23 protein-coding genes and 2 pseudogenes are annotated in these 26,585 nt (G+C 71.8%); 14 read left to right on the forward strand and 11 right to left on the reverse strand.

The genetic code is table 11. From position 1 onward, the window contains the following. The first annotated feature begins 39 nt into the window (after positions 1-39). Together OG349_RS27725 and OG349_RS27730 are read left to right on the forward strand one after the other, a co-directional pair. On the forward strand, positions 40-342 hold the full coding sequence (locus OG349_RS27725; protein ID WP_327237179.1) for a hypothetical protein: 303 nt from the start codon (positions 40-42) through the stop codon (positions 340-342). Next, complete coding sequence (locus OG349_RS27730) at positions 339-1,916, forward strand: amidase (protein ID WP_327237180.1); 1,578 nt, start codon at positions 339-341, stop codon at positions 1,914-1,916. The genes OG349_RS27725 and OG349_RS27730 overlap by 4 nt, the downstream gene beginning before the upstream one ends. Before the next feature lie 59 nt (positions 1,917-1,975). On the opposite strand, the gene OG349_RS27735 is transcribed toward OG349_RS27730, so the two are convergent. Beyond that, positions 1,976-3,424: a penicillin-binding transpeptidase domain-containing protein gene (locus OG349_RS27735; protein ID WP_327237181.1), complete on the reverse strand. Its 1,449-nt coding sequence runs from the start codon at positions 3,422-3,424 to the stop codon at positions 1,976-1,978. A 111-nt stretch (positions 3,425-3,535) separates the two neighbouring features. Further along, complete coding sequence (locus tag OG349_RS27740) at positions 3,536-4,306, reverse strand: IclR family transcriptional regulator (RefSeq protein ID WP_161312948.1); 771 nt, start codon at positions 4,304-4,306, stop codon at positions 3,536-3,538. Between the two features lie 170 nt (positions 4,307-4,476). Between OG349_RS27740 and OG349_RS27745 the strand changes: the two genes are divergently transcribed. Both OG349_RS27745 and OG349_RS27750 read left to right on the forward strand, forming a co-directional pair. Then, complete coding sequence (locus OG349_RS27745) at positions 4,477-6,012, forward strand: aldehyde dehydrogenase (NADP(+)) (RefSeq protein WP_327237182.1); 1,536 nt, start codon at positions 4,477-4,479, stop codon at positions 6,010-6,012. 279 nt (positions 6,013-6,291) lie between these two features. Continuing rightward, complete coding sequence (locus OG349_RS27750) at positions 6,292-6,795, forward strand: GNAT family N-acetyltransferase (RefSeq protein ID WP_327237183.1); 504 nt, start codon at positions 6,292-6,294, stop codon at positions 6,793-6,795. On the opposite strand, the gene OG349_RS27755 is transcribed toward OG349_RS27750, so the two are convergent. Then, positions 6,786-7,343, reverse strand: a complete 558-nt coding sequence (locus OG349_RS27755) for a YdeI/OmpD-associated family protein (RefSeq protein WP_327237184.1) — start codon at positions 7,341-7,343, stop codon at positions 6,786-6,788. The two genes, OG349_RS27750 and OG349_RS27755, sit on opposite strands and share 10 nt — an antisense overlap. Positions 7,344-7,471: 128 nt before the next feature. Between OG349_RS27755 and OG349_RS27760 the strand changes: the two genes are divergently transcribed. The 7 genes from OG349_RS27760 (at position 7,472) to OG349_RS27790 (ending at position 13,133) form a co-directional block, all read left to right on the forward strand. After that, positions 7,472-8,305: a helix-turn-helix domain-containing protein gene (locus OG349_RS27760; RefSeq protein WP_327237185.1), complete on the forward strand. Its 834-nt coding sequence runs from the start codon at positions 7,472-7,474 to the stop codon at positions 8,303-8,305. Then, positions 8,302-8,532, forward strand: a complete 231-nt coding sequence (locus OG349_RS27765) for a DUF397 domain-containing protein (protein ID WP_327237186.1) — start codon at positions 8,302-8,304, stop codon at positions 8,530-8,532. The genes OG349_RS27760 and OG349_RS27765 overlap by 4 nt, the downstream gene beginning before the upstream one ends. 115 nt (positions 8,533-8,647) lie before the next feature. After that, a complete protein-coding gene (locus OG349_RS27770) occupies positions 8,648-9,508 on the forward strand; it encodes an SDR family NAD(P)-dependent oxidoreductase (protein ID WP_327237187.1) in 861 nt (286 codons plus the stop codon). 175 nt (positions 9,509-9,683) lie between these two features. Beyond that, entirely contained in the window at positions 9,684-10,316 is a 633-nt protein-coding gene (locus OG349_RS27775; protein ID WP_327237188.1) for a TetR/AcrR family transcriptional regulator, read from the forward strand. 47 nt (positions 10,317-10,363) lie between these two features. Further along, positions 10,364-11,080, forward strand: coding sequence for an alpha/beta fold hydrolase (locus OG349_RS27780; RefSeq protein ID WP_327237189.1), 717 nt, complete (start codon positions 10,364-10,366; stop codon positions 11,078-11,080). 163 nt (positions 11,081-11,243) lie between these two features. Continuing rightward, positions 11,244-11,981, forward strand: coding sequence for a DsbA family oxidoreductase (locus OG349_RS27785; protein WP_327237190.1), 738 nt, complete (start codon positions 11,244-11,246; stop codon positions 11,979-11,981). A gap of 93 nt (positions 11,982-12,074) precedes the next feature. Next, complete coding sequence (locus OG349_RS27790) at positions 12,075-13,133, forward strand: aminotransferase class V-fold PLP-dependent enzyme (RefSeq protein WP_327237191.1); 1,059 nt, start codon at positions 12,075-12,077, stop codon at positions 13,131-13,133. 767 nt (positions 13,134-13,900) lie between these two features. Here the strand turns inward: OG349_RS27790 and OG349_RS27795 are convergent. Together OG349_RS27795 and OG349_RS27800 are read right to left on the reverse strand one after the other, a co-directional pair. Continuing rightward, positions 13,901-14,806: an SCO1860 family LAETG-anchored protein gene (locus OG349_RS27795; RefSeq protein WP_327237192.1), complete on the reverse strand. Its 906-nt coding sequence runs from the start codon at positions 14,804-14,806 to the stop codon at positions 13,901-13,903. A gap of 307 nt (positions 14,807-15,113) precedes the next feature. After that, positions 15,114-16,205, reverse strand: coding sequence for an amidohydrolase family protein (locus OG349_RS27800; protein ID WP_327237193.1), 1,092 nt, complete (start codon positions 16,203-16,205; stop codon positions 15,114-15,116). A gap of 101 nt (positions 16,206-16,306) precedes the next feature. Between OG349_RS27800 and OG349_RS27805 the strand changes: the two are divergent. Beyond that, positions 16,307-17,405, forward strand: a pseudogene (locus OG349_RS27805) (pyridoxal-phosphate-dependent aminotransferase family protein). 58 nt (positions 17,406-17,463) lie between these two features. On the opposite strand, the gene OG349_RS27810 reads toward OG349_RS27805, so the two are convergent. Then, positions 17,464-18,531 carry an alkene reductase gene (locus OG349_RS27810; protein ID WP_327237194.1) on the reverse strand — a complete coding sequence of 356 codons (1,068 nt, stop codon included), beginning with the start codon at positions 18,529-18,531 and terminating at the stop codon, positions 17,464-17,466. Between the two features lie 280 nt (positions 18,532-18,811). Here OG349_RS27810 and OG349_RS27815 point away from each other — a divergent pair, with 280 nt between their 5' ends. Continuing rightward, complete coding sequence (locus OG349_RS27815) at positions 18,812-19,255, forward strand: MarR family winged helix-turn-helix transcriptional regulator (protein ID WP_327237195.1); 444 nt, start codon at positions 18,812-18,814, stop codon at positions 19,253-19,255. 802 nt (positions 19,256-20,057) lie between these two features. Here OG349_RS27815 and cobC read toward each other — a convergent pair. Continuing rightward, positions 20,058-21,119 (reverse strand): Rv2231c family pyridoxal phosphate-dependent protein CobC, encoded by a 1,062-nt coding sequence (cobC, locus tag OG349_RS27820; protein WP_327237196.1) that lies wholly within the window; start codon positions 21,117-21,119, stop codon positions 20,058-20,060. 177 nt (positions 21,120-21,296) lie between these two features. Beyond that, positions 21,297-21,677, reverse strand: a pseudogene (locus OG349_RS27825) (cobalamin biosynthesis protein); the annotation flags it as partial. 51 nt (positions 21,678-21,728) lie between these two features. Here OG349_RS27825 and OG349_RS27830 point away from each other — a divergent pair. Next, positions 21,729-22,493: a ZIP family metal transporter gene (locus OG349_RS27830; RefSeq protein WP_327237197.1), complete on the forward strand. Its 765-nt coding sequence runs from the start codon at positions 21,729-21,731 to the stop codon at positions 22,491-22,493. A gap of 8 nt (positions 22,494-22,501) precedes the next feature. Here the strand turns inward: OG349_RS27830 and OG349_RS27835 are convergent, their stop codons facing one another. Genes OG349_RS27835 through OG349_RS27845 form a run of 3 tightly spaced genes read right to left on the reverse strand, consistent with a single transcriptional unit; the run spans position 22,502 to position 26,450 of the window. Further along, complete coding sequence (locus OG349_RS27835) at positions 22,502-23,869, reverse strand: cobyrinate a,c-diamide synthase (protein WP_327237198.1); 1,368 nt, start codon at positions 23,867-23,869, stop codon at positions 22,502-22,504. Continuing rightward, the gene (cobO, locus tag OG349_RS27840) at positions 23,863-24,462 is read right to left on the reverse strand and encodes a cob(I)yrinic acid a,c-diamide adenosyltransferase (protein ID WP_161309302.1); all 600 of its coding nucleotides are present in this window, start codon (positions 24,460-24,462) and stop codon (positions 23,863-23,865) included. The genes OG349_RS27835 and cobO overlap by 7 nt, the downstream gene beginning before the upstream one ends. Next, positions 24,462-26,450, reverse strand: coding sequence for a putative cobaltochelatase (locus tag OG349_RS27845; RefSeq protein ID WP_327237199.1), 1,989 nt, complete (start codon positions 26,448-26,450; stop codon positions 24,462-24,464). The genes cobO and OG349_RS27845 overlap by 1 nt, the downstream gene beginning before the upstream one ends. Positions 26,451-26,585: the final 135 nt, after the last annotated feature.

Genomic DNA, 26,585 nt, shown 5'->3' on the forward strand with positions numbered 1-26,585 from the left:
GCACTTCCTCGCACGGCCCGGTGACCCCGGAGGTTCCCCTTGAGCCAGCTACAGCCGCCCACCCAGGAGCAGTTGGACGCCTACGTCAGGACCAGGCTCGCCCTGGCCGGCTTCGACCTCACCCTGCTGCCCGAGCAGTCCGACCCCGCGACCGGTGTCCCCACCCGCGCCCAGGTCCTGAACTCCCTGCGGTCCTTCGTCGCGTCGACGCCGGCCGCCATCGGCGGCTGGTCGCCGCCCGTGACGGGCACGCCCGCGCCTGAGTACGCCCAGCAGGCCTCGCCGCCGCTGCTCTACCCGTCGATCACGGAAGCCTGGACCGGAAAGGCGGACGGACGATGAGCCGCACCCTCAACCGCCGTGTCTTCCTGGCCGGTTCGGCCGCCGCGACCGGCGCCGTCGTCGGGGGTACGGCCCTGGCCGCGCCGGCCGCCGCGAGCCCGGCCACCGCCGCCGGGGCCGCGCCGTACCTCCCCGACATCCACGTACGGGACGCCGCGCGCCGCGATCCGACCGAGGCGACGCTCGCCGAGGCCGCCGTCCTGATGCGCCGGCGCAAGCTGAAGTCCGCGACGCTCGTGGAGGCGTACCTCGACCGGATAGAGGCCTTCGACTCCACGTACCAGGCGTACGCCGTGGTGACCGGCGCGACCGCGCTCACCGCCGCGCGCAAGGCCGACCGCGAGGGCAGACGAGGCGTGTTGAGCGGTATCCCGCTCTGCGTCAAGGACAACTACTTCACGCGCGGGGTGCCGACCCGCTGCAACTCCCTCATCTTCGAGGACTTCGTCCCCGACCACGACGCCACCGCCGTCGCCCGGCTCACCGCCGCCGGCGGAATCGTCCTGGGCAAGGGGCAGATGGGCCCGCTCGCCACCACCCGGGCGACCACCCCCAACGGGACCGTCACCACCGTCAACGCCTGGACCCCCGACAACCCCGCCACCGATCCCGGCGGTTCGTCCACCGGGCCCGCCTGCTCCGTCGCCGGGCGGATGGCCTCGTCGTCCATCGGCACCCAGACCGGCGGATCCATCGTCCAGCCCTCCAACCGGCAGAACCTCACCGGCCTCAAGCCCACGATGGGCCGCGTCTCCGCGCACGGCGTCATCCCGCTTTCGTACACCCGCGACCACCCCGGGCCCCTGGCGCGCGACGCCATGGACGCCGCGCTCATGCTCTCCGTGATGGCAGGACCCGACCCGGCCGACCCGCGCACCCTCGGACTGCCGCGCCTGCCGGATCTCGTACGGGCCGCCACCCCGGTCCTGTCCCGGGGCAAGGTGAAGCTGCGCCGCGCGACCCGGATCGGGGTGCCCGCCGACTTCCTGAACAGCGCCGCCGACGTGCGCCGGGCGTTCCTCACCACGCTCGACGCCATCCCGGGGGTGACGCTGGTCGACGTCACGTACCCCGCCGACTGGGGACTGCTCACCGGCACGTTCAACGACGCCCGGCTCTCCGAGCGCACCGAGCCGTTCCGGCACTGGCTCCAGGAGGACCCCACCAAGTTCGGCGTCTCGCTGCTCAGTTGGCTCCAGGGGCTGATGCTGTCCGGCGACGAGTGGATCACCGCGCAGCGGGCCAAGAACCATCTGCTGCGTGAAGTGCTCGATGGGGTCATGGCCCGCTGCGACGTCCTGCTCCAGACGGGTCCCGTGCCCTTCGACATCCTCGGGCTGCCCGAAATCGCCTTTCCCGCCGGGTTCGTGGCGGGGATACCGTCCGGCGTCATCCTCGGCGGTCAGCCGTACGAGGAGGACCGGCTGCTGGAGGTCGCGTCGGCCTACCAGGCGGTGACCGACTGGCACACCCGCCGCCCGGCCGACCCGTCACCGGCCGCCGCGGGCAAGCGCCTGGCGGCCGCACCGCGCCCCCGGTTGAGCGCGGAGGAGGCGGCGGCGCAGAGCGCGTGAGGTGAGCGCCGGCCTGCGGGTCGTACCACCCCCGATCGGTGGTGCGTGCGACCCGCAGGCTATTTTAAGGCCGCCGCCATCATCTTCTGCGCCACCGGCGCCGCCAGGCCGTTGCCGCTGACCTCCGCGCGCGCCGCGTCCGAGTCCTCCACGACCACCGCGACCGCCACCTCGTTCCCGGTCGCGCCGTCCTTCGCGTAGGACGTGAACCAGGCATACGGCGTCTGGCTGTTGTCGACACCGTGCTGCGCCGTACCGGTCTTGCCGCCCACCTCCGCGCCCGGCACGCGCGCGTTCGTGCCCGTACCCGACTCGACCACCGTCCGCATCGCGCTGCGCAGCTGCTGCGCCGTCGAGGAGGAGACGATACGGGTCGTGTCCCCGTCCTGGTACGACTGGAGGGTGTCGCCGTCGCCGTTCACGACCTTCGACACCAGGTGCGGGGCCGCGAGCAGCCCGTCGTTCGCCAGCGCCGACGACACCATCGCCATCTGGAGCGGGGTCGCGGTCACATCGAACTGGCCGATGCCCGACAGGCCCGTCTGCGCCCGGTCCATGCCGGTCGGGTAGACGCTCTTCGCCGCCCGCACCGGCATGTCCTGCGCCGCGTTGTCGAAGCCGTACTTCTTCGCCATCGCCGCGACCTTGTCCTGCCCCAGGTCGTCGGCCATCTTCGCGAAGACCGTGTTGCACGAGTAGCGCAGCGCGTTTCTGATCGAGGCGTTCTCGCAGGGGTCGGACGCGCTCTCGTTGCGCAGCACGGTGGTCGTGTCCGGCAGGGTGTACGGGTCCGGGCTGTCCGTCGGCACGTCGACGGAGCCGTACAGCCCGTCCTCCAGCGCCGCCGACGCCACGACCAGCTTGAACGTCGACCCGGGCGGCAGGGGCTGCCGCAGCGCGCGGTTGAGCATCGGCATGTCCTTGTCCGCGCTCAGTTGCTGCCAGGCTGTGCCGTCCGTCGTCCCGCTGATGGTCGAGGGGTCATACGACGGGGTCGAGACGACCGCCAGCACGCGCCCGGTCTTCGGGTCGAGCGCGACCGCCGCGCCCTTCTTGTCGCCGAGGGCGTCGTACGCGGCCTTCTGCACGCCGGGCTCGATCGTCGTCAGCACGTCACCGGGCTCGGTCCGCTCGCCGGTGAGCGCGTCGAGCGGGTTGCCCAGGCGGGGGTCCTTGCCGTCGAGGACGTCGCCGTAGATGCCCTCCAGCTGGGTGGAGCCGTACACCTGCGAGCTGAAACCGGTGACGGCGGCGTAGAGCTCGCCGTCCGTGTACGTCCGCTCGTAGGCGAGATCGCCGCCGGCGGTCCGCCGGGACCCGGTGACCGGCGAACCGGCCACGACGATGTCACCCAGCGGCTGCGCGTACCGCGCGATGGCGTTCCGCTGGTTGTACTTGCTGTCCGCGAGGGCGCGGGCGTCGTACGCCTGGAGCCAGGTGACCCGCACGAGGAGTGCGAGGACCAGCAGCAGGCAGAACACCGAGGCGCGTCTGATCGTCTTGTTCATCCCGTACGGGAGACGAGCGGAACGGCGGCCCGCGTTCCCCCGGGCCGCCGTTCTCAGGAACTCTTCATGTCGTGGCGGGAGACCGCCGGGCCGGCAGATCGGCTGAAATCGTCAGAGCCGCCGTGTCGCGAGCGTCAGCCGGTCGCGGGCGTCGAACAGCGCGTCCTTGATCAGCTGCTCGTGCCCCGGGGTCAGCCGCGCCACCGGCACCGAGCAGCTGATCGCGTCCCGCGCCGGGGTGCGGTACGGGATCGCGATGCCGAAGCAGCGCAGCCCGAGGGTGTTCTCCTCGCGGTCCACCGAGTAGCCCTGCTCCCGGATGAGGCGCAGGTCCTCGATCAGCTTCTCGCGGTCGGTGATCGTGTGCTCGGTCAGCGCGGGCAGCGTCTCGGGCAGCATCTTGCGGACCTGCTCGTCGCTGTGGGTGGCGAGCAGCGCCTTGCCGAGCGACGTCGAGTGCGCGGGGAGCCGGCGGCCGACGCGGGTGAAGGGGCGCAGGTAGTGCTGGGACTGGCGGGTGGCGAGATACACCACGTTCGTCCCGTCCAGGCGCGCCAGGTGGATGGTCTCGGTGGTGTCGTCGGAGAGCCGGTCCAGCGTGGGGCGGGCCGCGGCGACGACCTCGTCCCCGTCGATGTACGACGTGCCGACCAGCAGGGCCCGCACGCCGATCCCGTACCGCGTCCCCGTCGCGTCCGTCTCCACCCAGCCCAGCTCGACCAGCGTGCGCAGCAGCATGTAGAGGCTGGACTTGGGGTAGCCGACCGCTTCCTGGACGGCGGCGAGGGAGTGCATGCCGGGCCGTCCGGCGAAGTATTCGAGCAGCTCCACCGTCCTGACCGCCGACTTGACTTGTGCCCCACCGGATTCCGCAGCCGACATCGTCTCTCGCCCTTCCGGCCCGACAGGCTTCCGGCCCGACGGACCGCTCTTGACCACACAGAACGCCCGGAAATAGAGTCCCTGTGGATTCACTATCAGGAACTGTGTTCAGAATACCGAACAACTCCTGGTGGATGGCAGAGGTTCGCAAGGCCGGGAAGGAAGCCGTCGTGACAGCAGCACCAGTCTGGAGTGTCGACCCCCGAACGGGGAACCCACGCGAGCAGGTTGCCGACGAGGCGACGGCCGAGGAGGTCGACTCCGCGGTGCGCCGGGCACGGGCCGCCGGGGCGGGGCTCGCCGACCGTACCGTCCGCGCCGCCCTCCTCCGTACCGCCGCCGACCTCCTGGACGAGGCGGTCGAGCACGTCATCGAGGCGGCGGACGCCGAGACGGCCCTCGGACCGGTCCGGTTGCGGGGCGAACTCGCCCGTACGACCGCCCAGTTGCGCGCCTTCGCCGGGGTGGTGGACGAGGGCGCCTTCCTCGACATCCGCATCGACCACGCCGACGCGACCCGCACCCCGCCGTGGCCCGACCTGCGCCGCTGGAAGGTGCCGCTGGGCGTCGTCGCCGTCTACTCGGCGAGCAACTTCCCGCTCGCCTTCTCCGTTCCCGGGGGCGACACCGCGAGCGCGCTGGCGGCCGGCTGCCCGGTGGTCGTCAAGGCGCACCCCGACCACCCCGCCACCTCCGAGCTGTGCGCGTCCGTGCTGCGCAGGGCGGCGGTCCGGGTCGGCCTGGACGAGGACGTCCTGATCGTCGTGCACGGCTTCGAGGCGGGCGTCGAGCTGGTCAGGCACCCGCTGGTGTCGGCGGCGGGCTTCACCGGCTCGATCCGCGGCGGCCGCGCCCTCTTCGACGCGGCGGCGGCCCGGCCCGCGCCGATCCCCTTCTACGGCGAGCTGGGCTCCCTCAACCCTGTGGTGATCACCGAGGCCGCGGCGGCCGAGCGGGCGGAGCAGATCGGCGCCGGGCTGGCCGGTTCGATGACGCTGGGCGCGGGGCAGTTCTGCACCAAGCCGGGCTTCGTCCTCGCGCCGGCGGGCGCGGCGGGGGACAGCCTGCTGAAGACCCTCACCAGCGCCGTCAGCGAGACCGAGCCCGGCGTGATGCTGGACCACCGGATGCGGGACGCGTTTGTCGCGGGGGTACGGGAACGGGCCGCGCTCCCCGGCGTCGACGCCCCGATCACGCCGGGCGCGGGCGGCGAGCACACCGTGAGCGCGGGCTTCCTGACCGTACCTGCGGAACTGCTCACGGCGGAGGGCGGCCCGCACGACCTCCTGCTGGAGGAGTGCTTCGGCCCGGTGACGGTGGTCGCGCGCTACACGTCGGCGGACGAGATCGGCGCGGTCCTGTCCCGGCTGCCGGGCAACCTCACGGCGACGCTCCAGCTGTCGGACGCGGAGGGCGAGGGCACGGCGCCCGGCGCCGCCGAACTGCTGGCCGAGCTGGTCCCGCTGGCGGGCCGCGTCCTGGTCAACGGCTGGCCGACGGGCGTGGCGGTGGCTCCGGCCCAGCAGCACGGGGGCCCGTACCCGGCGACCACATCCACCTCCACGTCGGTGGGCGCGACGGCGATCGAACGCTGGCTGCGCCCGGTCTCGTACCAGTCGACGCCGGCGGCGCTGCTGCCGCCGGAGCTGCGGGACGAGAACGCGCTGGGGCTGCCGCGGCGGGTGGATGACGTGCCGCGGCGCTGAGGCCGGGCGGGTGCGGGTCTGTGGGTGGTACGGCTCTTCCGGGCGTACGGTCACCCGGGCGTACGGTCATCGCGACCGGTCCGGCGGGCGTGCCCGAGGCGGGCGGGCGGCCGGCGGCCGGCGGGCAGGCGGGCCGCCGCCCGGTCGCCCGTACGCGGCTCGCGGCGGTCCGTACGCCGGTCGCGGACCGGGCCTTTCGCTCGACCGGCACCGTCGCCAACCGGCGCCTTCGCTTCACGGGAGTGCAACCGGGCCGCCCGCCCCCACGTCTCCGTCACCATGGTCATCAGACGAGCCGTCCCCGCCGACCTCGACCCGATCACCGCGTTCCACGCGGAGGCGCGGGCCACGTACTACCGGGGCCATGTCCCGGACGAGGAGTTCGAAGGACCGGCCGAGCGTGCCCGTACGCGCGCCAACTGGGCCACCGCCTTGAGCCGCGAGGAGCCGGGCGCGGCGGTGCTGTGCGCGGAGCACGAGGGCCGGCCGGTGGGCGTGGCCGCGTATCGCACGGTCGACGGCGTGACGACCCTCACCCAGCTCCACGTCGCTCCCGCCCACTGGCGGCGGGGAATCGGTGCCGCGCTGCACGAGGCGTGCGTGGCGGCCTGGCGGCGGGACGGGGTGGCCACGGCGCGCCTGGAGGTCTTCGAACACAACAAGCGCGCGCAGGCGTTCTACGCGGCGCACGGTTGGCACCCGGACCCGGAGAACCCGCGCGACGACACGCACTTGATCCTGCGCCTGGAGGTAGGCCAGGACCAGGATCTGCGTCAGGGGTAGACCTTCTTCCGCTCCGCGAGCATCGCCACGTACTTCGCGATGCGCCGGGCGCGGGTCTCGGGCCGCTTGGCGTCATGGACCTGGTGGAGGACGGAGAAGCGGTTACGGCTGTCGAGCGTGGCGAAGAACTCGGCCGCCACGGGCTCCGCCGCGAGGGCGGCGGCGAGATCGTCCGGTACGGAGATGGTCCTGGGCCCGTCGTACGCGGCCTCCCACCGCCCGTCGGCCTTGGCCCGCGCCACCTCGGCGAGCCCGGCGTCCCGCATGCGGCCGGACGCGATCAGCGCCTCGACCTTGTCACGGTTGATCTTCGACCACTTGCTGCGGGCCCGCCGGGGCGTGAACCGCTGCAACCAGTGGGTGTCCTCGGCGGCTTTCCGCTTCTGCCCGTCGATCCACCCGTGGCAGAGGGCCACGTCGAGCGCCTGCGCGTAGTCGAACGTCGCGACCCCGGGCGTCTTCTTCCTCAGCTTGAGCCAAATCCCGTCGGCGGACGCGTGATGCGCGACCAGCCACACCTCGAACGCCTCGGCGCTCTCGAACGACACACTTTCCGGTTCCTCAGCCACAACGCCAGTCAAGCACAGGCATTTTCCGTCACGAAGCGATAGCAGCGCGTAACATCGGATACCGCCCGACCTCCAACCGACCCTCGGCACCAAGGGGTTGCAGCCACATGGCACCACGCCCACGCGAACTGACACCGGACCGCTCGGCCCGCCACCTGTTCGGCTCCGAAATGCGCCGCCACCGCGAACTGGCCGGCATGAGCCTGGAGAGCCTTGCGGGGGTCCTGAGATACGCGAAGAGCTCACTGGCCCGCTACGAAACGGCGGACGCGATGATTCCCCCGGACCTCCCGGGACGCCTGGACGCGGCGTTCGGGACGGACGGGTTGTTCGAGAAGCTGTACGGGTTGGCGAAGTACGAGATCCACCCGGACCGATACCGGCGCCTCATGGAGTTGGAGGCGCGGGCGCGGATCATCGACGAGTACGCAGGTCACGTTGTGCCAGGGCTCTTCCAGACGGAGGACTACGCCCGCGCACTCTTCCGGGTCACCAACCCACGGGCCACGGCGGAGCAGATCGAGGAGAAGGTGGCAGCGAGGTTGAGCAGGCAGGCGTTGCTGACGGCCGATTCGGGGCCGGACCTGTCCGTAATTCTGGACGAGTCGGTGATACGCCGTACCGTCGGCGGTCCTGCGGTCATGCGGCAGCAACTCGCGCGCCTGCACGACCTGGTGGACACCCCGACGACCACGATTCAACTGCTGCCCTTCGCGCATGGTGGGCACGCGTTGCTGGGTGGCGGCATGCTGCAACTGATGACGATGGGCGACAAGTCGTCGGTGGTCTACGAAGAGGGCCTGACCTCGGGCACGTTGGTGGAGGACGAGGAAATCGTCAGAACTCGCCGCCGAGACTACGATCTGATGAGGGCTTATGCCCTGTCGCCCCGCGATACGGCGGCACACATCCGATCGGCCATGGAGGCACTTCCCTCATGAGCAGCAGCAAGGACCTCACGAGCGCGCAGTGGACCAAGTCCAGCTACAGCAACGGGGACGGCGGCTCCTGCGTGGAGTGGGCACCGGAGTATGCCGCGACCTCAGGAGCTGTCCCGGTGCGGGACAGCAAGGACCCCGCCGGTCCCGCCCTCCTGCTCCGGTCCGCGGCCTTCTCCGCCTTCGTTCGGGCCGTTCGGGCTGGAGAGCTCGGCGGGGGTGCTTGGTAGGAACGGCGGAAGCCCCGCCGCGAGCGCCAGCCTTGTGCCGAAATGGGACCTTATGTGTGCTTGAGTGACCATCACGGTCATATGTGCATGCCCACGGTAATGAGGGTGCGTGGTGATGAACGAGCTCAACAACGCGGTCGCCGTGGTGACCGGGGCGACGAGTGGCATCGGTGCGGCGATCGCGCGCAGGTTCGCCGCGGAGGGGGCTCGTGTCGTACTGGTCGGGCGGCGGTCGGACCGGGGGGAGGCGCTCGCGGCGGAGCTGGGCGGCGAGGCGTCGTTCCAGCGTGCCGACGTGACCAGGGAAGAGGACGTCGAGCAGCTGTCCTCCGCCGTCGAGGAGCGGTACGGCAGGGTCGACGTTCTGGTGAACTGCGCCGGCGCCCCCGCCACCCTGGGCAGCATCGCGGAGACGGACGTCGAGCGGTTTCGCCAGGCCTACGACGTGAACGTCTGCGGACCGCTGCTGATGATGAAACACCTGTCCCCCGGGATGCGGGAGCGAGGCTCCGGCAGCATCGTCAACCTCTCCAGCGTCGCCGGGTTCCGCACGGTGCTCACCGGGGTGGACTACTCCGTGTCCAAGGCGGCCCTCCTCCAGTTGAGCGCCTGGGCGGCCGTCGAACTGGCGCCGTACGGGGTACGGGTCAACAGCGTCTCCCCGGGCCTGGTCCTGACCGGGATCTTCGGCAAGGTGGCCGGCCTCGGTGACAAGGCCGCGGACTCCCAGGAAGCCATCGACGCCCTCTCGGCGAAGATCGCACCGCGTCTGGGGCGGACCATCCCGGCGAGTCGTCCAGGACTGCCCGAGGAGGTCGCGGCCGCGGTGCTCTACCTGGCGGGACCGGCGTCGGCCTTCGTCAACGGGCACAACCTCGTACTCGACGGCGGACAGACGCTGGGCCAGCCGTACGAGGTGATGCGCGCACAGCGTGCGGCGATGGCCGCCGCGTTCCAGGGCGTGGCCCCCTCGTAGCTCGACCATCTTCCGGGCGCGCCCGCGCGCCATGCGCGCAGGGGAGAAGATGCGGGTTACATGCAGATCGCCATACAGTCTGTATGAACATCGGGTATAGTGTGGGGGAGTGAACGGACAGGCCGGCCCCACGCCAGTCGGACCGCCGTCCGGAACCCCTCTCGGGAGGCGACCCATGACGTCCGTGACGCGGCGGCAAAACCATGATCATGAGCGCCGGTCCGCGGCGACGGAAGCCAAGCTGCTCTCGGCCGTGGAAAGGCTCCTCGACGCGGGTGAGTCCTTCACGGACCTCAGCGTGCAGCGCATCATCGGGGAGGCCGGGGTGTCCCGGGCCACGTTCTACGCGTACTTCCCGGGGAAGCCGGACATCCTCAAGCGGCTGGCGGAAAAGGTCAGGGACGCCTCCCTGGCCCTGGCCCAGCAGTGGGACCCGGGGGCGGGCGAGGACGGTGCGGACCGGTACACGCGGTTCTTCGAGGACGTGCTCGCCCTCCACCGGGCACACCACCCGGTGCTTTCCGCGGTGCGCGAGGTCGCGACGTACGACTCGGCGGTACGGGACTTCTACACCGCCGACCTGGAGGGGTTCGACGAGGCCGTACTCGCGACGCTCCTCCAGCAGCAGCACGTGGGCGCCACACCGGCCGACCTCGATGCCGTGGCCGCGAGCCGGGTCATCGTCTGGGGCGGAGCGCAGGCCATGGCCCGTCACATCAGCGTGGACGACGGGAGCGGTGATGCCGCACTGGCCCGCGAACTCGGACGGATCTGGTGGTACGGCGCCTACCGCCGCCCCGCCGGGTAAGGCCGACCGGGCTCACGAACGAACTTTCCACCGAGTAAGGATTTGCCATGAGTGACATAGCTTCGACGTATGTTCTGATCCCTGGTGCGTGGCACGGTGCGTGGTCCTGGCGCCCGGTCGCCGAGCGGCTGCGGGCCGCCGGGCACCGCGCCGTCTGCCTCACCCTTCCCGGCACGGGAGACGGCGACGATCCCTCGGGGATCAGGCTCCAGGACGCCGTGGACCATGTGGTGTCCGAGGTGGAGCGGCTGGGTCTCACCGACGTGACCCTGGTCGCCCACAGCTGGGGCGGATATCCGCTGGCCGGTGCGGCGCACCGCCTGTCGGGCAGGGTCTCCCGGGCCGTCTTCTACGCCGCGCAAGTTCCCCTGCGCGGCAGGTCGCTGCTGGACGACAACCCGCCGGAAGCCGCGGCATGGCTGCGGAGCCTGATCCAAGCCTCCCCGACCCACTCCATCCCGCCGACACTGGAGTTCGTCCAGGGCATCTTCATGCAGGGCGCCGACGAGGGAGCCCAGCGTCTGGTCGCGGAGCTGTTGACGCCGCTGCCCGGCAACTACTTCCTCGACGCACTCGACGTCCCCGGCGTGACCGAACTTGGCATTCCCGCGGTCTACCTCCTCGGCGAGGACGACCGTGCGCTTCCCCTCCCGGGCGCCGAGTTCGCGGCGCGGCTCGGGCTGGAACCCGTCATGGTCCCCGGGACCCACGAGGGCCTGCTGACTCACCCCGACGAGATCGCCAAGGCGATCCTGAACGGCTGACACTCCGGCCGCGAACCTCGCCCCGGGAGCCGGGAAGCGCTCGGGGCGGTCGGCTCGGTGGGTCGGGGGAATGAGGGGCGGGCTTCGGTCGTTGCCGTAGCGGCGGAGGGGGCCTCCGTGTGCGTCGGGACTATGGGCCGTGGGCCTGGGGAGAAGCTGAGAGATGCGCGTCGAGATCTGGAGTGACATCGCCTGCCCGTGGTGTTATGTCGGGAAGGCCCGCTTTGAGAAGGGGTTGGCGGCGTTCGCGCACCGGGACGACGTCGAGGTGGTGCACCGGTCGTTCGAGCTGGATCCCGGGCGGGCCAAGGGGGACACCGCTCTGGTGGTCGACATGCTGGCCACCAAGTACGGGCGTACCCGTGAAGAGGCTCGTTCCATGGAGGAGAACGTCGCGTCCAACGCGCGCTCCGAGGGCCTTGAGTACCGGATCGACGGGCGTGACCACGGCAGCACCTTCGACATCCACCGGCTGCTCCATCTCGCCAAGGCGCGCGGGCGCCAGGACGAGCTGCTGAGCCTCGCCTACCGGGCGAACTTCGCCGAGGAGCGGTCCGTCTTCGACTCCGAGACCCTTGTCGCGCTCGCGGTCGAGGCCGGTCTCGACGAGGCGGAGGCGCGGGCCGTGCTCGCCGACGCGGACGCCTACGCCGACGACGTACGGGCCGACGAGCGTGAGGCGGCCGAACTGGGCGCGAACGGGGTGCCGTTCTTTGTGCTCGACCGGCGGTACGGAGTCTCCGGCGGGCAGCCCGCCGAGGTGTTCACCCAGGCACTGGAACAGGCGTGGCGGGGCCGGGTCATCACCGAGATCGGTCAGAACACGGGCGACGCGGAGGCCTGCGGGCCCGACGGATGTGCGGTCCCGCACGCCGGGCCGCACGCGGGTGCGCGCGCATAAGCCCTGGTCAGGGGCTATCCATAAGCAACTCTGGGGTGTTTCCTTCACCGATACGCGATTGACCCGGGGTGGTGGCGGACCCAGGGTGGGTTCATGACCACCCTGGGGGGCGCCGAGTTCGCGCCCGAGACGACGTACCTGAACACATCGACCGCCGGACTGCTGCCCCGTAGCTCCGTCGAGGCCGTACGGGACCTCGCCGCCAAGAGCGCCACGGGCTCCTACGACGGGTCGGACGGCTACGAGTCCGCCGAGTCCGCCCGCGCCTCCTTCGCCCGGATCGCCGGGGTCGACCCCGGCCGGGTCGCCCTCGGCGGGTCGGTCGCGGCACATGTCGCGCTGGTCGCGGCGTCGTTGCCGGCCGGGGCGGAAGTGCTGTTCCCCGAGGGGGAGTTCAGCTCCGTCATCACCCCGTTCACCATCCGTGGCGACCTCAAGCTGCGGTACGTACCGCTGGACGCCCTCGCGGAGTCCGTACGGCCCGGCACGGCGCTGGTCGCCTTCTCCGTGGTCCAGTCGGTGGACGGCCGGCTGGCCGACACTGCGGCGATCCTCGCGGCGGCTTCCGCGCACGGGGCCCGCACGCTCGCCGACTTGAGCCAGGCGGCGGGGTGGCTGCCGCTGGACGCGGGCGCCTTCGACTACACCGTGACCGGTGGCTTCAAGTTCCTGCTCAGCCCGCGAGGCGTGTCGTTCCTGACGGTGACGGAGGAGGCGCAGGGTTTGTTGCCGCCGCTGTACGCGGGGTGGGTGGCGGCGGAGTCCCCGTGGGAGAGCACGTACGGCCCGGTCGAGCGGTTCGCGACCACGGCACGGCGGTTGGACGCGCCGCCGTCCTTCCTCGCGTATCACGCTGCCGCGCGGTCCTTGGCGCTGCTGGAGGCGACGGGGATCGAGGCGATTCACGCGCACGCGGTGTCGCTGGCTTCGCTCTTTCGGGACGGGGTGGCGGGGTTGGGGTTCTCGCCGGTGGGGGCGGGGGGTGGCGGGGCGTCCGCGATTGTGGCGGTGCCGGGGTTGGGGGAGAGGCAGGCGTCGCTTTTGGGGGCGGGGGTGGTGGTGGCTGCGCGTGGGGGGAACTTGCGGGTGGCGTTCCATCTGTACAACTCGTCTGCCGACGTGGCCCTTGCGCTTGAGGTCCTCGGGGGTTGATGGGCCTGGCGGCCGGCTTTTGTCCTCAGTCGCCGGACGGGCTTGGTTTGTGCGTCTGCCCGGTGCGGGCGGGTGCGGGTTACTGCTTGTCCTCAATCGCCGGACGGGCTTGGTGGTGCCCGCTGCGGGCCGGGGCTTTGTCTGCGGGTTGTTGCCGGGGGCCGGGCAGGGGTCGTGTCCTGCACTGCATGTTTTACGTCGCGTTCGGGGACTTTGGACATTCACGGTAGTCATGCGACACAAAACACGCTTTACGTTCCGGACACGACCCCTGCCCGTCCCCCTTCCAGGCCCGCGCCAAAACAAGCAGGCCCGCCCCGGTCTTTAAGCCGGTCCGGCGCTTGAGGACATCGGTGAGCCGCGCTCGCGCACCGCGCAGGGGCACCATCCAGCCCGTCCGGCGATTGAGGACGTTGGTAGGCGGCACCGTCCACCGGGGGAAACTGACCCACCCCGCAGCGGGGGGTCGTTGCGTCTCCCGTCGGCGTGAGGGGGGTGGGGTCGGAGGAGGTGCGTGTGTCCGGACGTAAAGCGTGTTTTGTGGCGCATGGCTACCGTGAATGTTCGGGGTTCCTGAGGCGCCGTAAAACATGCAGTCCGGACATACGTACCTCCGGAGGCCCCGGCCCCCGTCACCACGACAAACCCAAGCCTGTCCGGCGATTGAGGACAATCAGTAAGCCGCGCCCGCGCACCGGGCAGAGGCCAACCCAAGCCCGTCCGGCGATTGAGGACATCAGTAAGCGCAACGGACACCGTGGCAGAGGCTAGGAACGAGGACGCCGCCGCGTAAACGCGAGGCCGCCGCCAAGTGCGAGGAGCACCACCGCTCCCCCCGCCACATACACCGCCCCACCCCCACCCGTCTCCGCCAACCGCTCCGGCGCCACCGTCTGCGGCTTCACATCAGGCGCCGACGGCGATGGCGTGGACCTCAAGGCCGAAGGACTCGCACACGTCGCCTCCGCCAACGTCACCTCACCCCGCACATCCGCCACGTTCAGGTTCAGCGGGTTCACCGACACGCGAAGCCGAAGCGCCACCGCCGCCGCCGTCCGCGACGTGGTCGTCGTCTTCGATAGGTCGAGCGTCACGTTCCCGACGCCCGGGACCTCGACCCGCGTCGGGCCGCCCGCGGACAGCGACACACGCTTGCCCAGCACCGTCACGTCGCCCAGCAGCTCGGACTCGGCCACCGGCCGCTTCCCGGTCTCGCAGACCGCCTTGGACGTGACCTGCTGGATCTCGATCAGCGAGAGCAACGGCAGCCCGGGGACGTGCACCTTCGCGCGGGCGAGGTTCGCGTACCCCTCCGCCCCGCGGTCGTCCACCGTGGCCCGCGACGTCGCCACGTCCGCGCGCAGGACGGTGAACGGCCTGCCCCGGTCGACCCCGTCCAGCTCCACGGTCAACGTGGACCTGTCCGCGTCGGCCGGCGCCTGTACGTCGTTGAGCGCGGCCCGCAGCGGAACATCGACGGTCTTGTTGAGCAGGGACACGTCGAGCCCGGTCCGCAGGACCACCGCGGTCGCCCGGCCGTCGCCCTCGGTGACGTCCGTGGCCCGCGCGGGCGCGGCCAGGAAGGCCGGGCCCGCCGTCAACGCGGCGGCGGCGACCGCCACGGCGGCGGCGCGACGGCGAGCGGGCACGCGGAAGGTGGTGTTGCTGTTCAAGGGTGGAACCCCCACAAGAGACATGGTGTCGCCGGCCACCGACACGGGGACACGCGGCGGCGGCGACTGAGACACCGGAATCTTTACGCACTGAGAGTGAACCGGCGGACACCTGGGGTGAGTTCACCCCAAAGGGGGGTTTCCGACTACGGGTTCGATTCCGCTGGCGCACGCGTTCCCCGGAGTGCCGCGAATGACGCGGTCAGGGTGGTGCGCCGGTCGTACCGGAGCGTGGAACATGTGAGGTGGTTCAACGAGACGGCGGGCCGCGCGTCACGCTGAGTCAACCCGGCGATCCTGCGGCGCGTCAGCCGACCACCCGCCCGTTCAGCACGATCACCCGCGGAGCCGCCAGCACCCGTACGTCCGCGCGCGGATCCTCGTCGTACACCACAAGATCCGCGGGCGCCCCCTCGTCCAGGGCCGGGCGCCCGAGCCAGCGGCGGGCCGCCCAGGTCGTCGCGGAGAGCGCGTCCAGCGGTGGGATGCCGGCCGTGACGAGTTCGGCGACCTCCGCCGCCGCGAGGCCGTGGGCGAGGGCGCCGCCCGCGTCCGTACCGACGAAGACGGGGATGCCGGCGTCGTACGCCGCGCGGACGGTGTCGTAGCGCCGCTCGTACAGCCGGTTCAGGTGCGCCGACCAGCGCGGGAACTTCTCCGCGCCGCCCGCCGCGAGCCGCGGGAACGTGGCGATGTTGACCAGGGTCGGGACGATCGCGACCCCGTGCTCGGCGAAGAGCGGAATGGTGTCCTCCGTCAGCCCCGTCGCGTGCTCGACGCAGTCGATGCCCGCCTCGACCAGTTCGCGCAGCGCGACCTCGGCGAAGCAGTGCGCCGTGACGCGCGCGCCCAGCCGGTGCGCCTCGGCGATCGCGGCCACCACCGCCTCGCGCGGCCAGCAGGCGGCGAGATCGCCCTCCTCGCGGTCGATCCAGTCGCCGACGAGCTTGACCCAGCCGTCCCCCCGCCGCGCTTCCCGGGAGACGTACGCGACGAGGTCCTCGGGCTCGATCTCGTACGCGAAGTTACGGATGTAGCGCCGGGTCCTCGCGATGTGGCGGCCGGCCCGGATGATCTTGGGCAGATCCTCCCGGTCGTCGATCCAGCGGGTGTCCGCCGGTGACCCGGCGTCCCTGAGCAGCAGAGTCCCGGCATCGCGGTCGCCGAGCGCCTGCTTCTCGCTGGTCGCCGCGTCGACCGCGCCGTGGTGGTCGAGCCCGACATGGCAGTGGGCGTCGACCAGGCCGGGGAGGGCCCAGCCCGTGACCGTACGGACCTCGCGGGCGCCCGGCGGCCGGGTGTAGGTGATCCGGCCGCCGACCACCCACAGTTCGTCCCTGACCTCCTCGGGGCCGACGAGCACCCGCCCCTTCACCCGCAGCACCGCGTGATCACTCATGGGCAGCACTGTACGAGGACGATCAGGGGGTCTCACAGAGCGGTGAGTATCCTCGGTGGGGACGAACAGAACCTCCGCACCCCCTGCCGAGAGAGCCCCCCGTGACACATCCGCTGCTGGGCCTCGCCCCGCTGACCGCCGCGCACTTCGCCACCATCGAGCGGCGGGTCGCCGCCCTCCTCGCGACGGACAACGACGTCGTGATCATGCAGGGCGAGGCCCTGCTCCCTCTGGAGGCCTGTATACGCGGCGGCGCCCGGCCCGGTTCGACCGCGCTGAACGTGGTGACGGGGCCCTACGGCCAGACCTTCGGGAACTGGCTGCGCGACTGCGGCGCGAAGGTCGTGGACCTGGAGGTGCCCTTCGACACGGCGGTCACCGCGGCGCAGGTCGAGCAGGCGCTCGCCGCGCACCCGGAGACCGACTTCGTGTCGCTGGTGCACGCCGAGGCGGCGACCGGCAACACCAACCCGGTCGCGGAGATCGGAGAGGTCGTACGGGCGCACGGCGCGCTCTTCATGCTCGACGCGGTCGCGTCGGTGGCCGCCGAACCGCTGCTTCCGGACGCCTGGGGCGTGGATCTGTGCGTGATCGGCGCGCAGAAGGCGATGGGCGGGCCCGCCGGGGTCTCGGTCGTGTCGGTGAGCGAGCGCGCGTGGGAGCGGTTCGCCGCGAATCCGCGGGCGCCGCGGCGCTCGTACCTCTCGCTCCTCGACTGGAAGGAGCGCTGGATCGACAGCGGCCGCCGCGCGCTGCCGCACGCGCCCGCCCAGCTGGAGATGCTGGCGCTGGAGGCGTCGGTGGAACGTATCGAGGAGGACGGTCTCGCCGCGGTGACGGCCCGGCACGCTTCCGCCGCGCGGGCGGCACGCGCGGGTGCGCGGGCGCTGGGCGGCGGGGTCGAGCCGTTTGTGGGCGCGGACGCGGCGGCGGCTCCGGTGGCCACCACGATCCGGGTCCCGGCCGGGGTCGACGCGTCCGGGGTGGTGGCGAAGGCGCTCGCCTCGGACGCCTCGCTGCCGTTGGTCGCGGGGGGGCGGCGCGCTCGCGTCGGAGATGGTCCGTGTGAACCACTACGGCCCCGACGCGACGGAGGACGCCGTACGGACCTCGCTCCTCGCCCTGGGCGCGGCGCTCGGGGAGAGCGGGGTCACGGTGTGCGTGGAGGCGGCGGCGAGGGCGGTCGAGGAGTCCTGGTGAGTACGGGAGAGGGCGGGGCCGGTCACGAGAACCCGGCCCCGCCCCCTCCCGTCGGGACTCAGCCCGCCAGTGCGGGGTAGTCCGTGAAGCCCTTCTCCGTACCGCCGAAGAATGTGGACGGGTCAGGGGTGTTGTACGGGCCGCCGGCCTTGAGCCGCGCCGGGAGGTCCGGGTTGGCGAGGAAGAGCTGGCCGAAGGAGATGAGGTCGGCGACGCCGTCCTCGATCAGCTTGAGCTCCTCGGCGCTGGTGGGCCCGTCGGTCTTGGCGTTGAGGACGAGCGTCCCGGAGAAGTGCTTGCGCAGGACGAGCGTCAACTCACGGCTGTACTCGACCACATGGACGTACGCGAGACCCAGCGTCTCGAACTGCTGGACCAACGACGTGTACGTGGCCTCCAGTTCGCCCTCCGCGCCGATGTCGTTGAGGGGGTTTCCGGGCGAGATGCGGATCGCGGTGCGCTCGGCGCCGATCTCGGCGACGACGGCGCGGGCCACCTCGACCGCGAAGCGCGTACGGCCCTCGACGGAACCGCCCCACTCGTCGGTGCGCGCGTTGGTGGTGTCCGACAGGAACTGGTGGATCAGGTAACCGTTGGCGCCGTGCAGCTCCACGCCGTCGAAGCCGGCGTCGATCGCGTTACGGGCCGCCGCGGCGAAGTCGCCGATCGTCGCCCGTATCTCGTCGGACGTCAGCTCGCGGGGCGTGACGAAGTCCTTCGGACCGTCGTGGAGGTAGACCTGCCCCTTCGCGGCGATCGGGGAGGGGGCGACCGGGACCAGGTCGTCGGGCAGCAGGTCGGGGTGGCCGATCCGGCCGGAGTGCATGACCTGCGCGAAGATCGTGCCGCCCTTGGCGTGCACGGCGTCGGTGACCTTGCGCCAGCCGGCGATCTGCTCCTCGCTGTGCAGGCCGGGAGTGTCCGGGTACCCCTGCCCGATGACGGACGGCTGGATCCCCTCGGTGATCACCAGACCGGCCGAGGCCCGCTGGGCGTAGTACTCGGCGACAACGTCGGTGGGCGCGTGGCTGGGACCGTAGGAACGGCTCCGGGTCATGGGCGCCAGGGCGATGCGGTTGGCGAGCTGCGTACCCGAGAGGTCGATCGGGTCGAACGCGGTGGTCATGGTGACTCCAAAGGCACGGTGGGCCGGCGGCACGGTATGTGGTCGGCCAAGTAAACAACCGCGAGTCACTCTAGCTCATTCCTTGGCCGACCAAGCTAAACTTGGTGGCATGACTTCCGACGACCCCGCGTGTCCGGGCGAAGCGCCCGGTTGGACCGGTGACGTGCCTGGTGGGAGGCGTGTTGCCCCGGGCGGGACGCGTGTCGCTCCGCGTGGGGCGCATGACGCTCCGCGTGAGGCACGCGACACCCCGCCTGGGGTGCATGACGCTCCGAGCGGGATGCGCGGCAGCCCTGTGAGCAACGCTCTGTCCCGGATCGCTCGCCTGCACCGCATCGCGGCGGGCAAGCTGCTCCAGCGGACCGGGCTCTACCCGGGGCAGGAGTTCCTGATGATGCACCTGTGGAACGCGGGTCCTGTCCGCCAGGCCGAGCTGATCAAGGCGATGGACGTGGATCCGTCGACGGTCACGAAGATGCTCCAGCGCCTGGACCAGGCGGGGTATGTGACGCGGACGTCCGACCCGCTGGACCGGCGGGCGGTCCTGGTCGAGTCGACGCGGGACAGCTGCGCGCTGCGGTCCGAGGTGAAGGACGCGTGGGGGGAGCTGGAGGAGCACACGTTGGCGGGGCTGGATGAGGGGGAGCGGGGGGAGTTGGCGCGGCTGCTGTCGAAGGTGGAGGCGAATTTGTGCCGGCAGGCGTCGGAGTGCGGTGACGCGTAGCGGGTGTCCGTTGCGCCTATTTGTTTGTCCTCAATCGCCGGACGGGCTTGTTCGTGGCGTCTGCCCGGTGCGCGGGCGCGGCTTACTGATGTCCTCAATCGCCGGACGGGCTGGGTGTGTCGTGGTGGCGGGGGGCGGGGCCTGCGGAGGTACGTATGTCCGGACTGCATGTTTTACGGCGCCTCAGGGACTCGCATAGTTCACCGGTAGTCATGCGCCACAAAACACGCTTTACGTCCGGACACACGCACCTCCTCCGACCCCACCCCCCTCACGCCGAGGGTGAGCTGAACGACCCCGCCGGTCCGGGGAGCCTCGCCTCTGCCCGGTGGACGGTGCCGCTTACCAATGTCCTCAAGCGCCGGACGGGCTGGAGTGTGGCCTCTGCCCGGTACGCGAGCGCGGCTTACTGATGTCCTCAATCGCCGGACGGGCTGGAAGTGGCCCCGGTGGTCTCCAAGGCCGGACGGGCCGGGGGTTGTCTTGGACGCGGGCGTGGAAGGGGGACGGGCAGGGGTCGTGTCCGGAACGTAGAGCGTGTTTTGTGTCGCGTGGCTACCGGTGAACTGAACAAGTCCCCGAACGCGACGTAAAACATGCAGTGCAGGACACGACCCCTGCCCGGCCCCCGGCGACAACCCGCACCCAGGCCACCGGGCCGCAGCGGGCAAAATCAAGCCCGTCCGGCGATTGAGGACAATCAGTAAGCCGCACCCGCCCGCACCGGGCAGACGCACAAACAAAGCCCGTCCGGCGCCTGAGGACAAAGGAGCGCTACGCCCCCACCGCTACGCCCCCACCGCTACGGGCCCACGGCAACAAGCGCCTGGTCGAGCGCCTGCAAGAAATGGTTCGTCGTCGCCCTGTCCCGCACCGCCACCCGCAGCCACCTCCCGTCCAGCCCCGGAAACGTGTCCCCCCGCCGCGCAGCGAACCCCAGTGACCGCAGCCGGGTCCGGACCGCGTCCGCCCGGGCCATGTGGAGGAGGACAAAGGGACCCGACGCCCCGGGGACCACCCGTACCTCCTCGAACTCCGCGAGCCCCGCGAGCAAGTGGCGGCGGTCCAGGGCGATGAGGCACGCCGCCGACTCCGCCTCCGCCAGCGCCGCCGGCGACACGCACGCCTCCGCCGCCGCCAGCGCCGGCGTCGACACCGGCCACAGCGGCTGCGCCCGCTCCAGCGCGGCGATGGTCTCCGGCGCGGCCAGGACGTACCCGATGCGCAGGCCCGCCAGGCCCCAGGTCTTCGTGAGGCTGCGGATCACCACCAAGCCGGGCACGTCGACGCGGCCGGACAGGGCCTGCGGTTCACCCGGCACCGCGTCCATGAACGCCTCGTCCACCACCAGCGTCCGCCCCGGCCGGGCGAGCGAGGCGATCGCCGCCGCCGGGTGCAGGACGGACGTCGGGTTCGTGGGGTTGCCCAGGACGACCAGATCCGCGTCCTCCGGCACCGCCGCCGGATCGAGCCGGAAGCCGTCCGACGCGCGGAGCAGCACCCGCCGTACGGTGTGCCCCGCGTCCCGCAGCGCCGCCTCCGGCTCGGTGAACTGGGGGTGCACGACCACCGGCCGCGCGACCCGCAGCGCCCGCGCCAGCAGGACGAACGCCTCCGCCGCCCCCGCCGTCAGCAGCACCCGCTCCGCCGGCAGCCCGTGCCGCGCCGCGACCGCCGCGCGGGCCGCCCGCCCGTCGGGGTACGCGGCGAGGCCGCTGATCGAGTCCGCGATCCGGGCGCGCAGCCAGGCCGGGGGAGTGCCGGTACGGACGTTGACCGCGAGGTCGATGAGCGCGCCGGAGCAGTCCCGTACCTCGGCGTCGCCGTGATGCCCGAGGTCATGCGTATCAGCGCGCGTAGACATGGCTGCCACAGGCCCGCTCGTAGTCGTACAGAGGGGGGTCGGCGGTTATGGGGGTCACCGGGCTCCTTCCGAATGCCCCGGGGTCACCGGGGCGTCACGACGCGCCCCGCGGTGTACCGCGTGGCCGCTGTTGTCTACCGTCTACACCTGCGCCGTGTCCAGGCCCATCCGTTACACCCGGCCCGGGTGGCGGGCGACCGCGCAGGTGGCGGAGGCGGCCCGGCCGGGGGGCCGTGAGGTCCGTTTCGGTACGAGGAGCTCGCCGCCACGGGCCAGCGCCGCGGCCTCCGCGACGGACGGCGTCCCGAGGGCGGCGAGCGCCGCCGGGGACGGATTCGGTACGGCGACTCCCGCGAGGAAGGCCGCCGGGTACCCCCGTACCGGCACTCCGAGCCGCGCGGCGGCGGCCGTGATTCCCGTCTCACCGGCGCGGGTGTCGACGGTCGCCAGTTCTACGACGTCGTCCGCCACGAGCCCCGCCTCCCGCAGGGTTTCCTCGATCAGGCCGAGCATTTCCCCGGCGGGGACGCCCGCGCGGGCCCCGACGCCGACGACCAGCGGGGACCCCGGATGTGCGCGGGAGGGGCCCGATCGGCTAAGCAGGGGCCCATGGCGGTCTTCGTCGCGCTCGGCGCGTTCCTCATGACCCTCTTCGGAGGCTGGACGGCACAACGCGTCACCGACCGCCGGCACCTCGTGCTGGGCCTGGCGGGCGGGCTGATGCTGGGGGTGGTCGGGCTCGACCTCCTGCCGGAGGCGATGCGCGCGGCGGGCGAGGAGATCTTCGGCGTACCGCAGGCCCTGCTGCTGTTCGTGGGCGGCTTCCTCGTCGCCCATCTGGTCGAACGGCTGCTGGCCGTCCGCCAGGCGTCGCACGGCGCGGACCCGAAGGAGAGCGAGGCGCTCGACGGCCACGACAGCCATGCCCACGCCCGCGTGCCGCAGGTCGGGCTGACGGCCGCCGCCGCGATGGTCGGCCACAGCCTGATGGACGGTATCGCGCTCGGCGCGGCCTTCCAGGTCGGCGGGGGCATGGGCGCGGCCGTCGCGCTCGCCGTCGTCGCCCACGACTTCGCGGACGGGTTCAACACGTACACCCTGACCAGCCTGTACGGGAACGACCGCCGCAAGGCGCTCACGATGCTCGTCGCGGACGCCGTCGCGCCGGTGGTCGGCGCCGCGTCGACGCTGCTGTTCACACTCCCCGAGGAACTGCTCGGCAGCTATCTCGGGTTCTTCGGCGGCGCCCTGCTCTACCTGGCCGCCGCCGAGATCCTCCCCGAGGCGCACCACGACCACCCGGCGCGCTCCACGGTGCTGTGCACGATCGCGGGCGCGGCGTTCATCTGGCTGGTGGTGGGCATCGCCGGCTGACGGGCACGTCATCCGGCACACCGCTCCACGAACCGCCGGGCCATCAGGGGTGTCGCGGCCCAGTGCGTGTGCAGATAGCTGGCATGCACCCCCCGCTGTACGAAGCCTTCGAGGCGCCGCTCCGGGTGCACCACCCCCCAGGCGGGCGCCGCGCCCGCGCCCGGCTCCAGCACCGTGCGGTGGAACTCGTGCCCCCGTACGCGCGTCCCCGCCACCGCCAGCGCACTGTCACCGACGGCCACCGCCTCCCGGTAGCCGAGCGTCAGCCGCCCCGACATCCGCCCGTCGGCGTCCAGCACCCCGCACATCGGCTTCCCGTCCAGGGACCGTGCGAGATACAGCAGCCCCGCGCACTCGGCCGCCACCGGCGCCCCGGAGTGCGCCAGTTCCGAAACCGCCTTGCGCAGCCGCTCGTTGGCGGACAGCTCCGGCGCGTACACCTCGGGGAAGCCGCCACCGATCACCAACCCCCGCGTGCCGTCCGGCAGTTGTTCGTCCCGCAGTGGATCGAAGGGCACGACGTCCGCGCCGGCCGCCGTGAGCAGTTCGGTGTGTTCGGCGTACGAGAACGTGAACGCGGACCCGGCGGCCACCGCCACCACCGGCCGGGAGAGCCGGGAGCCGACCGGTTCGACCTCCGGGGACCACGGGGTCACGTCCAGCGCGGGCGCGCTGCGCGCCAGGGCCAGCAGCGCCTCCAGGTCACACCCGTCGCGCACCCGCCCGGCCAACTCCCGCATCGATCCCACCGCGTCCGCGTGGCGCTCGGCGACGGGCACCAGACCCAAGTGGCGGGAAGGCGTGGTGACGTGTTCGGTCCGCCGCAGCACCCCCATGACCGGTACGCCCGACTCGTCCAGCGCCTCACGCAACAGCAGTTCGTGCCGGTCCGAGGCGACCTTGTTGAGGATCACCCCGCCGATCCGCACCTCCGGGTCCCAGGACGCGAAGCCGTGCACCAGCGCCGCCACCGATCGCGACTGCGACGAGGCGTCCACGACCAGCACCACCGGCGCGCGCAAGAGCTTCGACACCTGGGCGGTGGAGGCGAGTTCGCCCTGCCCGGACGCGCCGTCGTAGAGGCCCATCACCCCCTCCACGATGGCGAGATCGCACCCCGCCGCGCCGTGCGCGAAGAGCGGCCCGATCAGGGCCGTACCACTCATGTACGCGTCGAGGTTGCGCCCCGGCCGCCCGGGACCGCCCGCCGAGACCGCGAGCGTGTGATAGCCGGGGTCGATGTAGTCGGGCCCCACCTTGTGGGGGGACACGGCGAGTCCACGCTCCGAGAAGGCCGCCATCAGCCCGGTCGCGACCGTGGTCTTCCCGCTGCCCGACGACGGCGCGGCGATCACCAGCCGGGGGACACTCACCACTCGATGCCCCTCTGGCCCTTCTGCCCCGCGTCCATCGGGTGCTTGACCTTCGTCATCTCCGTGACGAGGTCCGCGAACTCCACCAGTTTCTCCGGGGCGTTGCGGCCGGTGACGACCACATGCTGGGTGCCGGGCCGGGTACGCAGCACCTCGATCACCTCGTCCGTGTCCACCCACCCCCAGTGCAGCGGGTACATGAACTCGTCCAGCACGTACAGCTTGTGGGTCTCCGCCGCCAGGTCGCGCTTGACCTGTTCCCAACCCTCCCGCGCCGCCTCCTCGTTGGACAACTGGCTGTCGCGCTGCACCCACGACCAGCCCTCGCCCATCTTGTGCCAGGCGACCGAACCGCCCTCGCCGCTCGCCCCCAGCACCTTGAGCGCCTGCTCCTCGCCGACCTTCCACTTCGCCGACTTCACGAACTGGAACACCCCGATCGGCCACCCCTGCGTCCACGCGCGCAGCGCCAGCCCGAACGCCGCCGTCGACTTGCCCTTGCCCACCCCGGTGTGGACGAGGACGAGCGGGCGGTTGCGGCGCTGACGGGTGGTGAGCCCGTCGTCCGGTACGGTCTCCGGCTGTCCCTGCGGCATTACGCGGCCCTCCGTCGGTTGCCCTGTACGTCCCTGACCAGGCCGGCGATGCTGTCGGCCCGCAGATCGTCCAGCGTGATGCACGTGCCTCCCAGATCGCCGGCGAGTGTCCCGGCGAGCCCGAGCCGTACGATCCCCGACTCGCAGTCCACGACCACCGACGCGGTCCCCTCCGACGCGTGCAGCCGCGCGGCGCGCGCCGCGAGCGCGACCGGATCCGCGCCGCCCGTCGCCCGTCCGTCGGTCACCACGACGAGCAGCGGCCGGCGCGCGGGATCCCGCAGCCGCTCCACCCGCAGCACGTCGTGGGCCTTCAACAGCCCCGCGGCCAGGGGCGTCCGGCCCCCGGTGGGCAGCGACTCCAGCCGCGCCGCCGCGGCGTCCACGGACGACGTCGGGGGCAGTGCCACCTCGGCGTCGTTGCCCCGGAAGGTCACCAGCCCGACCTTGTCGCGCCGCTGGTACGCGTCGAGCAGCAGCGAGAGCACCGCGCCCTTCACCGCGCTCATCCGCCGCTTGGCGGCCATGGACCCGGAGGCGTCGACCACGAAGAGCACCAGATTGCCCTCGCGCCCCTCCCGAGTGGCCTGCCGCAGATCGTCCTTGCGTATGACCAGACCGGCCCCGCTGCGACCACGCGCCCGCTGGTGCGGGGCGGCGGCCTGCACGGTCGCGGCGAGATGCAGCTTGGTCAGCGCACCCCGGGGCCGGCGTGACCCGGTGGTCCTGCCGTGCTCGGTGCGTGCCCGCGAGCGGCGCCCGGCGGCCCCTTCCCCGAGGCCGGGAACGCTGAGCATTTTTGTACGGTACGGCTCACCGGCCCGCACGGCGGCCTGCTCGCCACCCCCGCCCCCGGGCCGCGGCGACGCGGCGGGCGCGTCGTCGCCCTCCTCGGACCCCGAGTCCTCCGGCGCGTCGGGCCCACCCTCAGGCGCAGGCCCGCCCCCGGGCCCATCGGGATCGGGATCGTCGTCCTCGCCCTTGAACTCCTCCAACGTGTCGTCGAGCTTGTCCTGATCAAGTCCGGGCGCGTCGAACGGATTGCGCCGCCGCCGGTGCGGCAACGCGAGCAGCGCGGCCTGCCGGACGTCCTCGGCGAGCACGTCCGTACGCCCGGCCCACGCGGCCAGCGCCGTCGCGGTCCGCGCCATCACGATGTCGGCGCGCATCCCGTCCACCTCGAAGGCGGCGCAGGTGGCGGCGATCTGCAACAAGGCCGCGTCCCCGAGCCGTACGTCCGACAGCAGCGCCCGCGCGGCAACGATCCGCTCCCGCAGCGCACTCTCTTCCTCGGCCCAACGCCCCGCGAATCCGGCCGGATCGTCGTCGTAGGCGAGCCGCCGCCGTACGACCTCGACCCGCGTCTCGGGCTCCCGCGACGCGGCGACCTCCACGGTCAGCCCGAACCGGTCGAGCAACTGCGGCCGCAGCTCGCCCTCTTCGGGGTTCATCGTCCCGACGAGCAGAAACCGCGCGGCATGCCGTACGGAAACCCCTTCACGCTCGACGTACGAGGCGCCCATGGCGGCGGCGTCCAACAGGAGGTCGACCAGGTGATCGTGGAGCAGATTCACCTCATCCACGTACAACACCCCACGATGGGCATCGGCAAGAAGCCCCGGCTCAAAGGCCTTCACGCCCTCCGACAGGGCCCGCTCGATGTCGAGCGCCCCCACAAGCCGGTCCTCCGAGGCCCCGACGGGCAACTCAACCATCCGCGCGGGCCGCAGAGCACCCGGCCCCACCTCATGGGGCCCATCAGGACACAACGGATCAGGCAGGGCGGGATCACAACTGAACCGGCACCCACCCACCACCTCAACCTCGGGCATCAACGCGGAGAGCGCCCGCACGGCAGTGCTCTTGGCGGTGCCCTTCTCACCCCGAACCAGCACACCACCCACCGCCGGACTGACGGCGTTCAACAGCAGCGCGAGCCGTAGATCGTCCATTCCGACGACAGCGGTAAACGGGAAAGGGGTACTCATGGGGCTCCTTGGAGTGCGGTCAGTACGTGTCGGACTACCGGCGGCAGGTGGCTGCTCAACCCCCACCGGCGCGAGGGGGTCGGGGTCGGAGGAGGCATGGGTGTCCGGACGTAAAGCGTCGCAACTCGCGCGAAG

The organism is Streptomyces sp. NBC_01317 (genome assembly GCF_035961655.1).
In the GTDB taxonomy this organism is placed as follows: Bacteria; Actinomycetota; Actinomycetes; order Streptomycetales; family Streptomycetaceae; genus Streptomyces.

Coding starts and splice junctions, on each gene's coding strand:
- OG349_RS27730 (WP_327237180.1), top strand. CDS start 339: ATGAGCCGCACCCTCAACCGCCGTGTCTTCCTGGCCGGTTCGGCCGCC.
- OG349_RS27735 (WP_327237181.1), bottom strand. CDS start 3,424: ATGAACAAGACGATCAGACGCGCCTCGGTGTTCTGCCTGCTGCTGGTC.
- OG349_RS27740 (WP_161312948.1), bottom strand. CDS start 4,306: ATGTCGGCTGCGGAATCCGGTGGGGCACAAGTCAAGTCGGCGGTCAGG.
- OG349_RS27750 (WP_327237183.1), top strand. CDS start 6,292: ATGGTCATCAGACGAGCCGTCCCCGCCGACCTCGACCCGATCACCGCG.
- OG349_RS27760 (WP_327237185.1), top strand. CDS start 7,472: ATGGCACCACGCCCACGCGAACTGACACCGGACCGCTCGGCCCGCCAC.
- OG349_RS27765 (WP_327237186.1), top strand. CDS start 8,302: ATGAGCAGCAGCAAGGACCTCACGAGCGCGCAGTGGACCAAGTCCAGC.
- OG349_RS27770 (WP_327237187.1), top strand. CDS start 8,648: ATGAACGAGCTCAACAACGCGGTCGCCGTGGTGACCGGGGCGACGAGT.
- OG349_RS27775 (WP_327237188.1), top strand. CDS start 9,684: ATGACGTCCGTGACGCGGCGGCAAAACCATGATCATGAGCGCCGGTCC.
- OG349_RS27780 (WP_327237189.1), top strand. CDS start 10,364: ATGAGTGACATAGCTTCGACGTATGTTCTGATCCCTGGTGCGTGGCAC.
- OG349_RS27785 (WP_327237190.1), top strand. CDS start 11,244: ATGCGCGTCGAGATCTGGAGTGACATCGCCTGCCCGTGGTGTTATGTC.
- OG349_RS27790 (WP_327237191.1), top strand. CDS start 12,075: ATGACCACCCTGGGGGGCGCCGAGTTCGCGCCCGAGACGACGTACCTG.
- OG349_RS27800 (WP_327237193.1), bottom strand. CDS start 16,205: ATGAGTGATCACGCGGTGCTGCGGGTGAAGGGGCGGGTGCTCGTCGGC.
- OG349_RS27810 (WP_327237194.1), bottom strand. CDS start 18,531: ATGACCACCGCGTTCGACCCGATCGACCTCTCGGGTACGCAGCTCGCC.
- OG349_RS27815 (WP_327237195.1), top strand. CDS start 18,812: ATGCGCGGCAGCCCTGTGAGCAACGCTCTGTCCCGGATCGCTCGCCTG.
- cobC (WP_327237196.1), bottom strand. CDS start 21,119: ATGTCTACGCGCGCTGATACGCATGACCTCGGGCATCACGGCGACGCC.
- OG349_RS27830 (WP_327237197.1), top strand. CDS start 21,729: ATGGCGGTCTTCGTCGCGCTCGGCGCGTTCCTCATGACCCTCTTCGGA.
- cobO (WP_161309302.1), bottom strand. CDS start 24,462: ATGCCGCAGGGACAGCCGGAGACCGTACCGGACGACGGGCTCACCACC.
- OG349_RS27845 (WP_327237199.1), bottom strand. CDS start 26,450: ATGAGTACCCCTTTCCCGTTTACCGCTGTCGTCGGAATGGACGATCTA.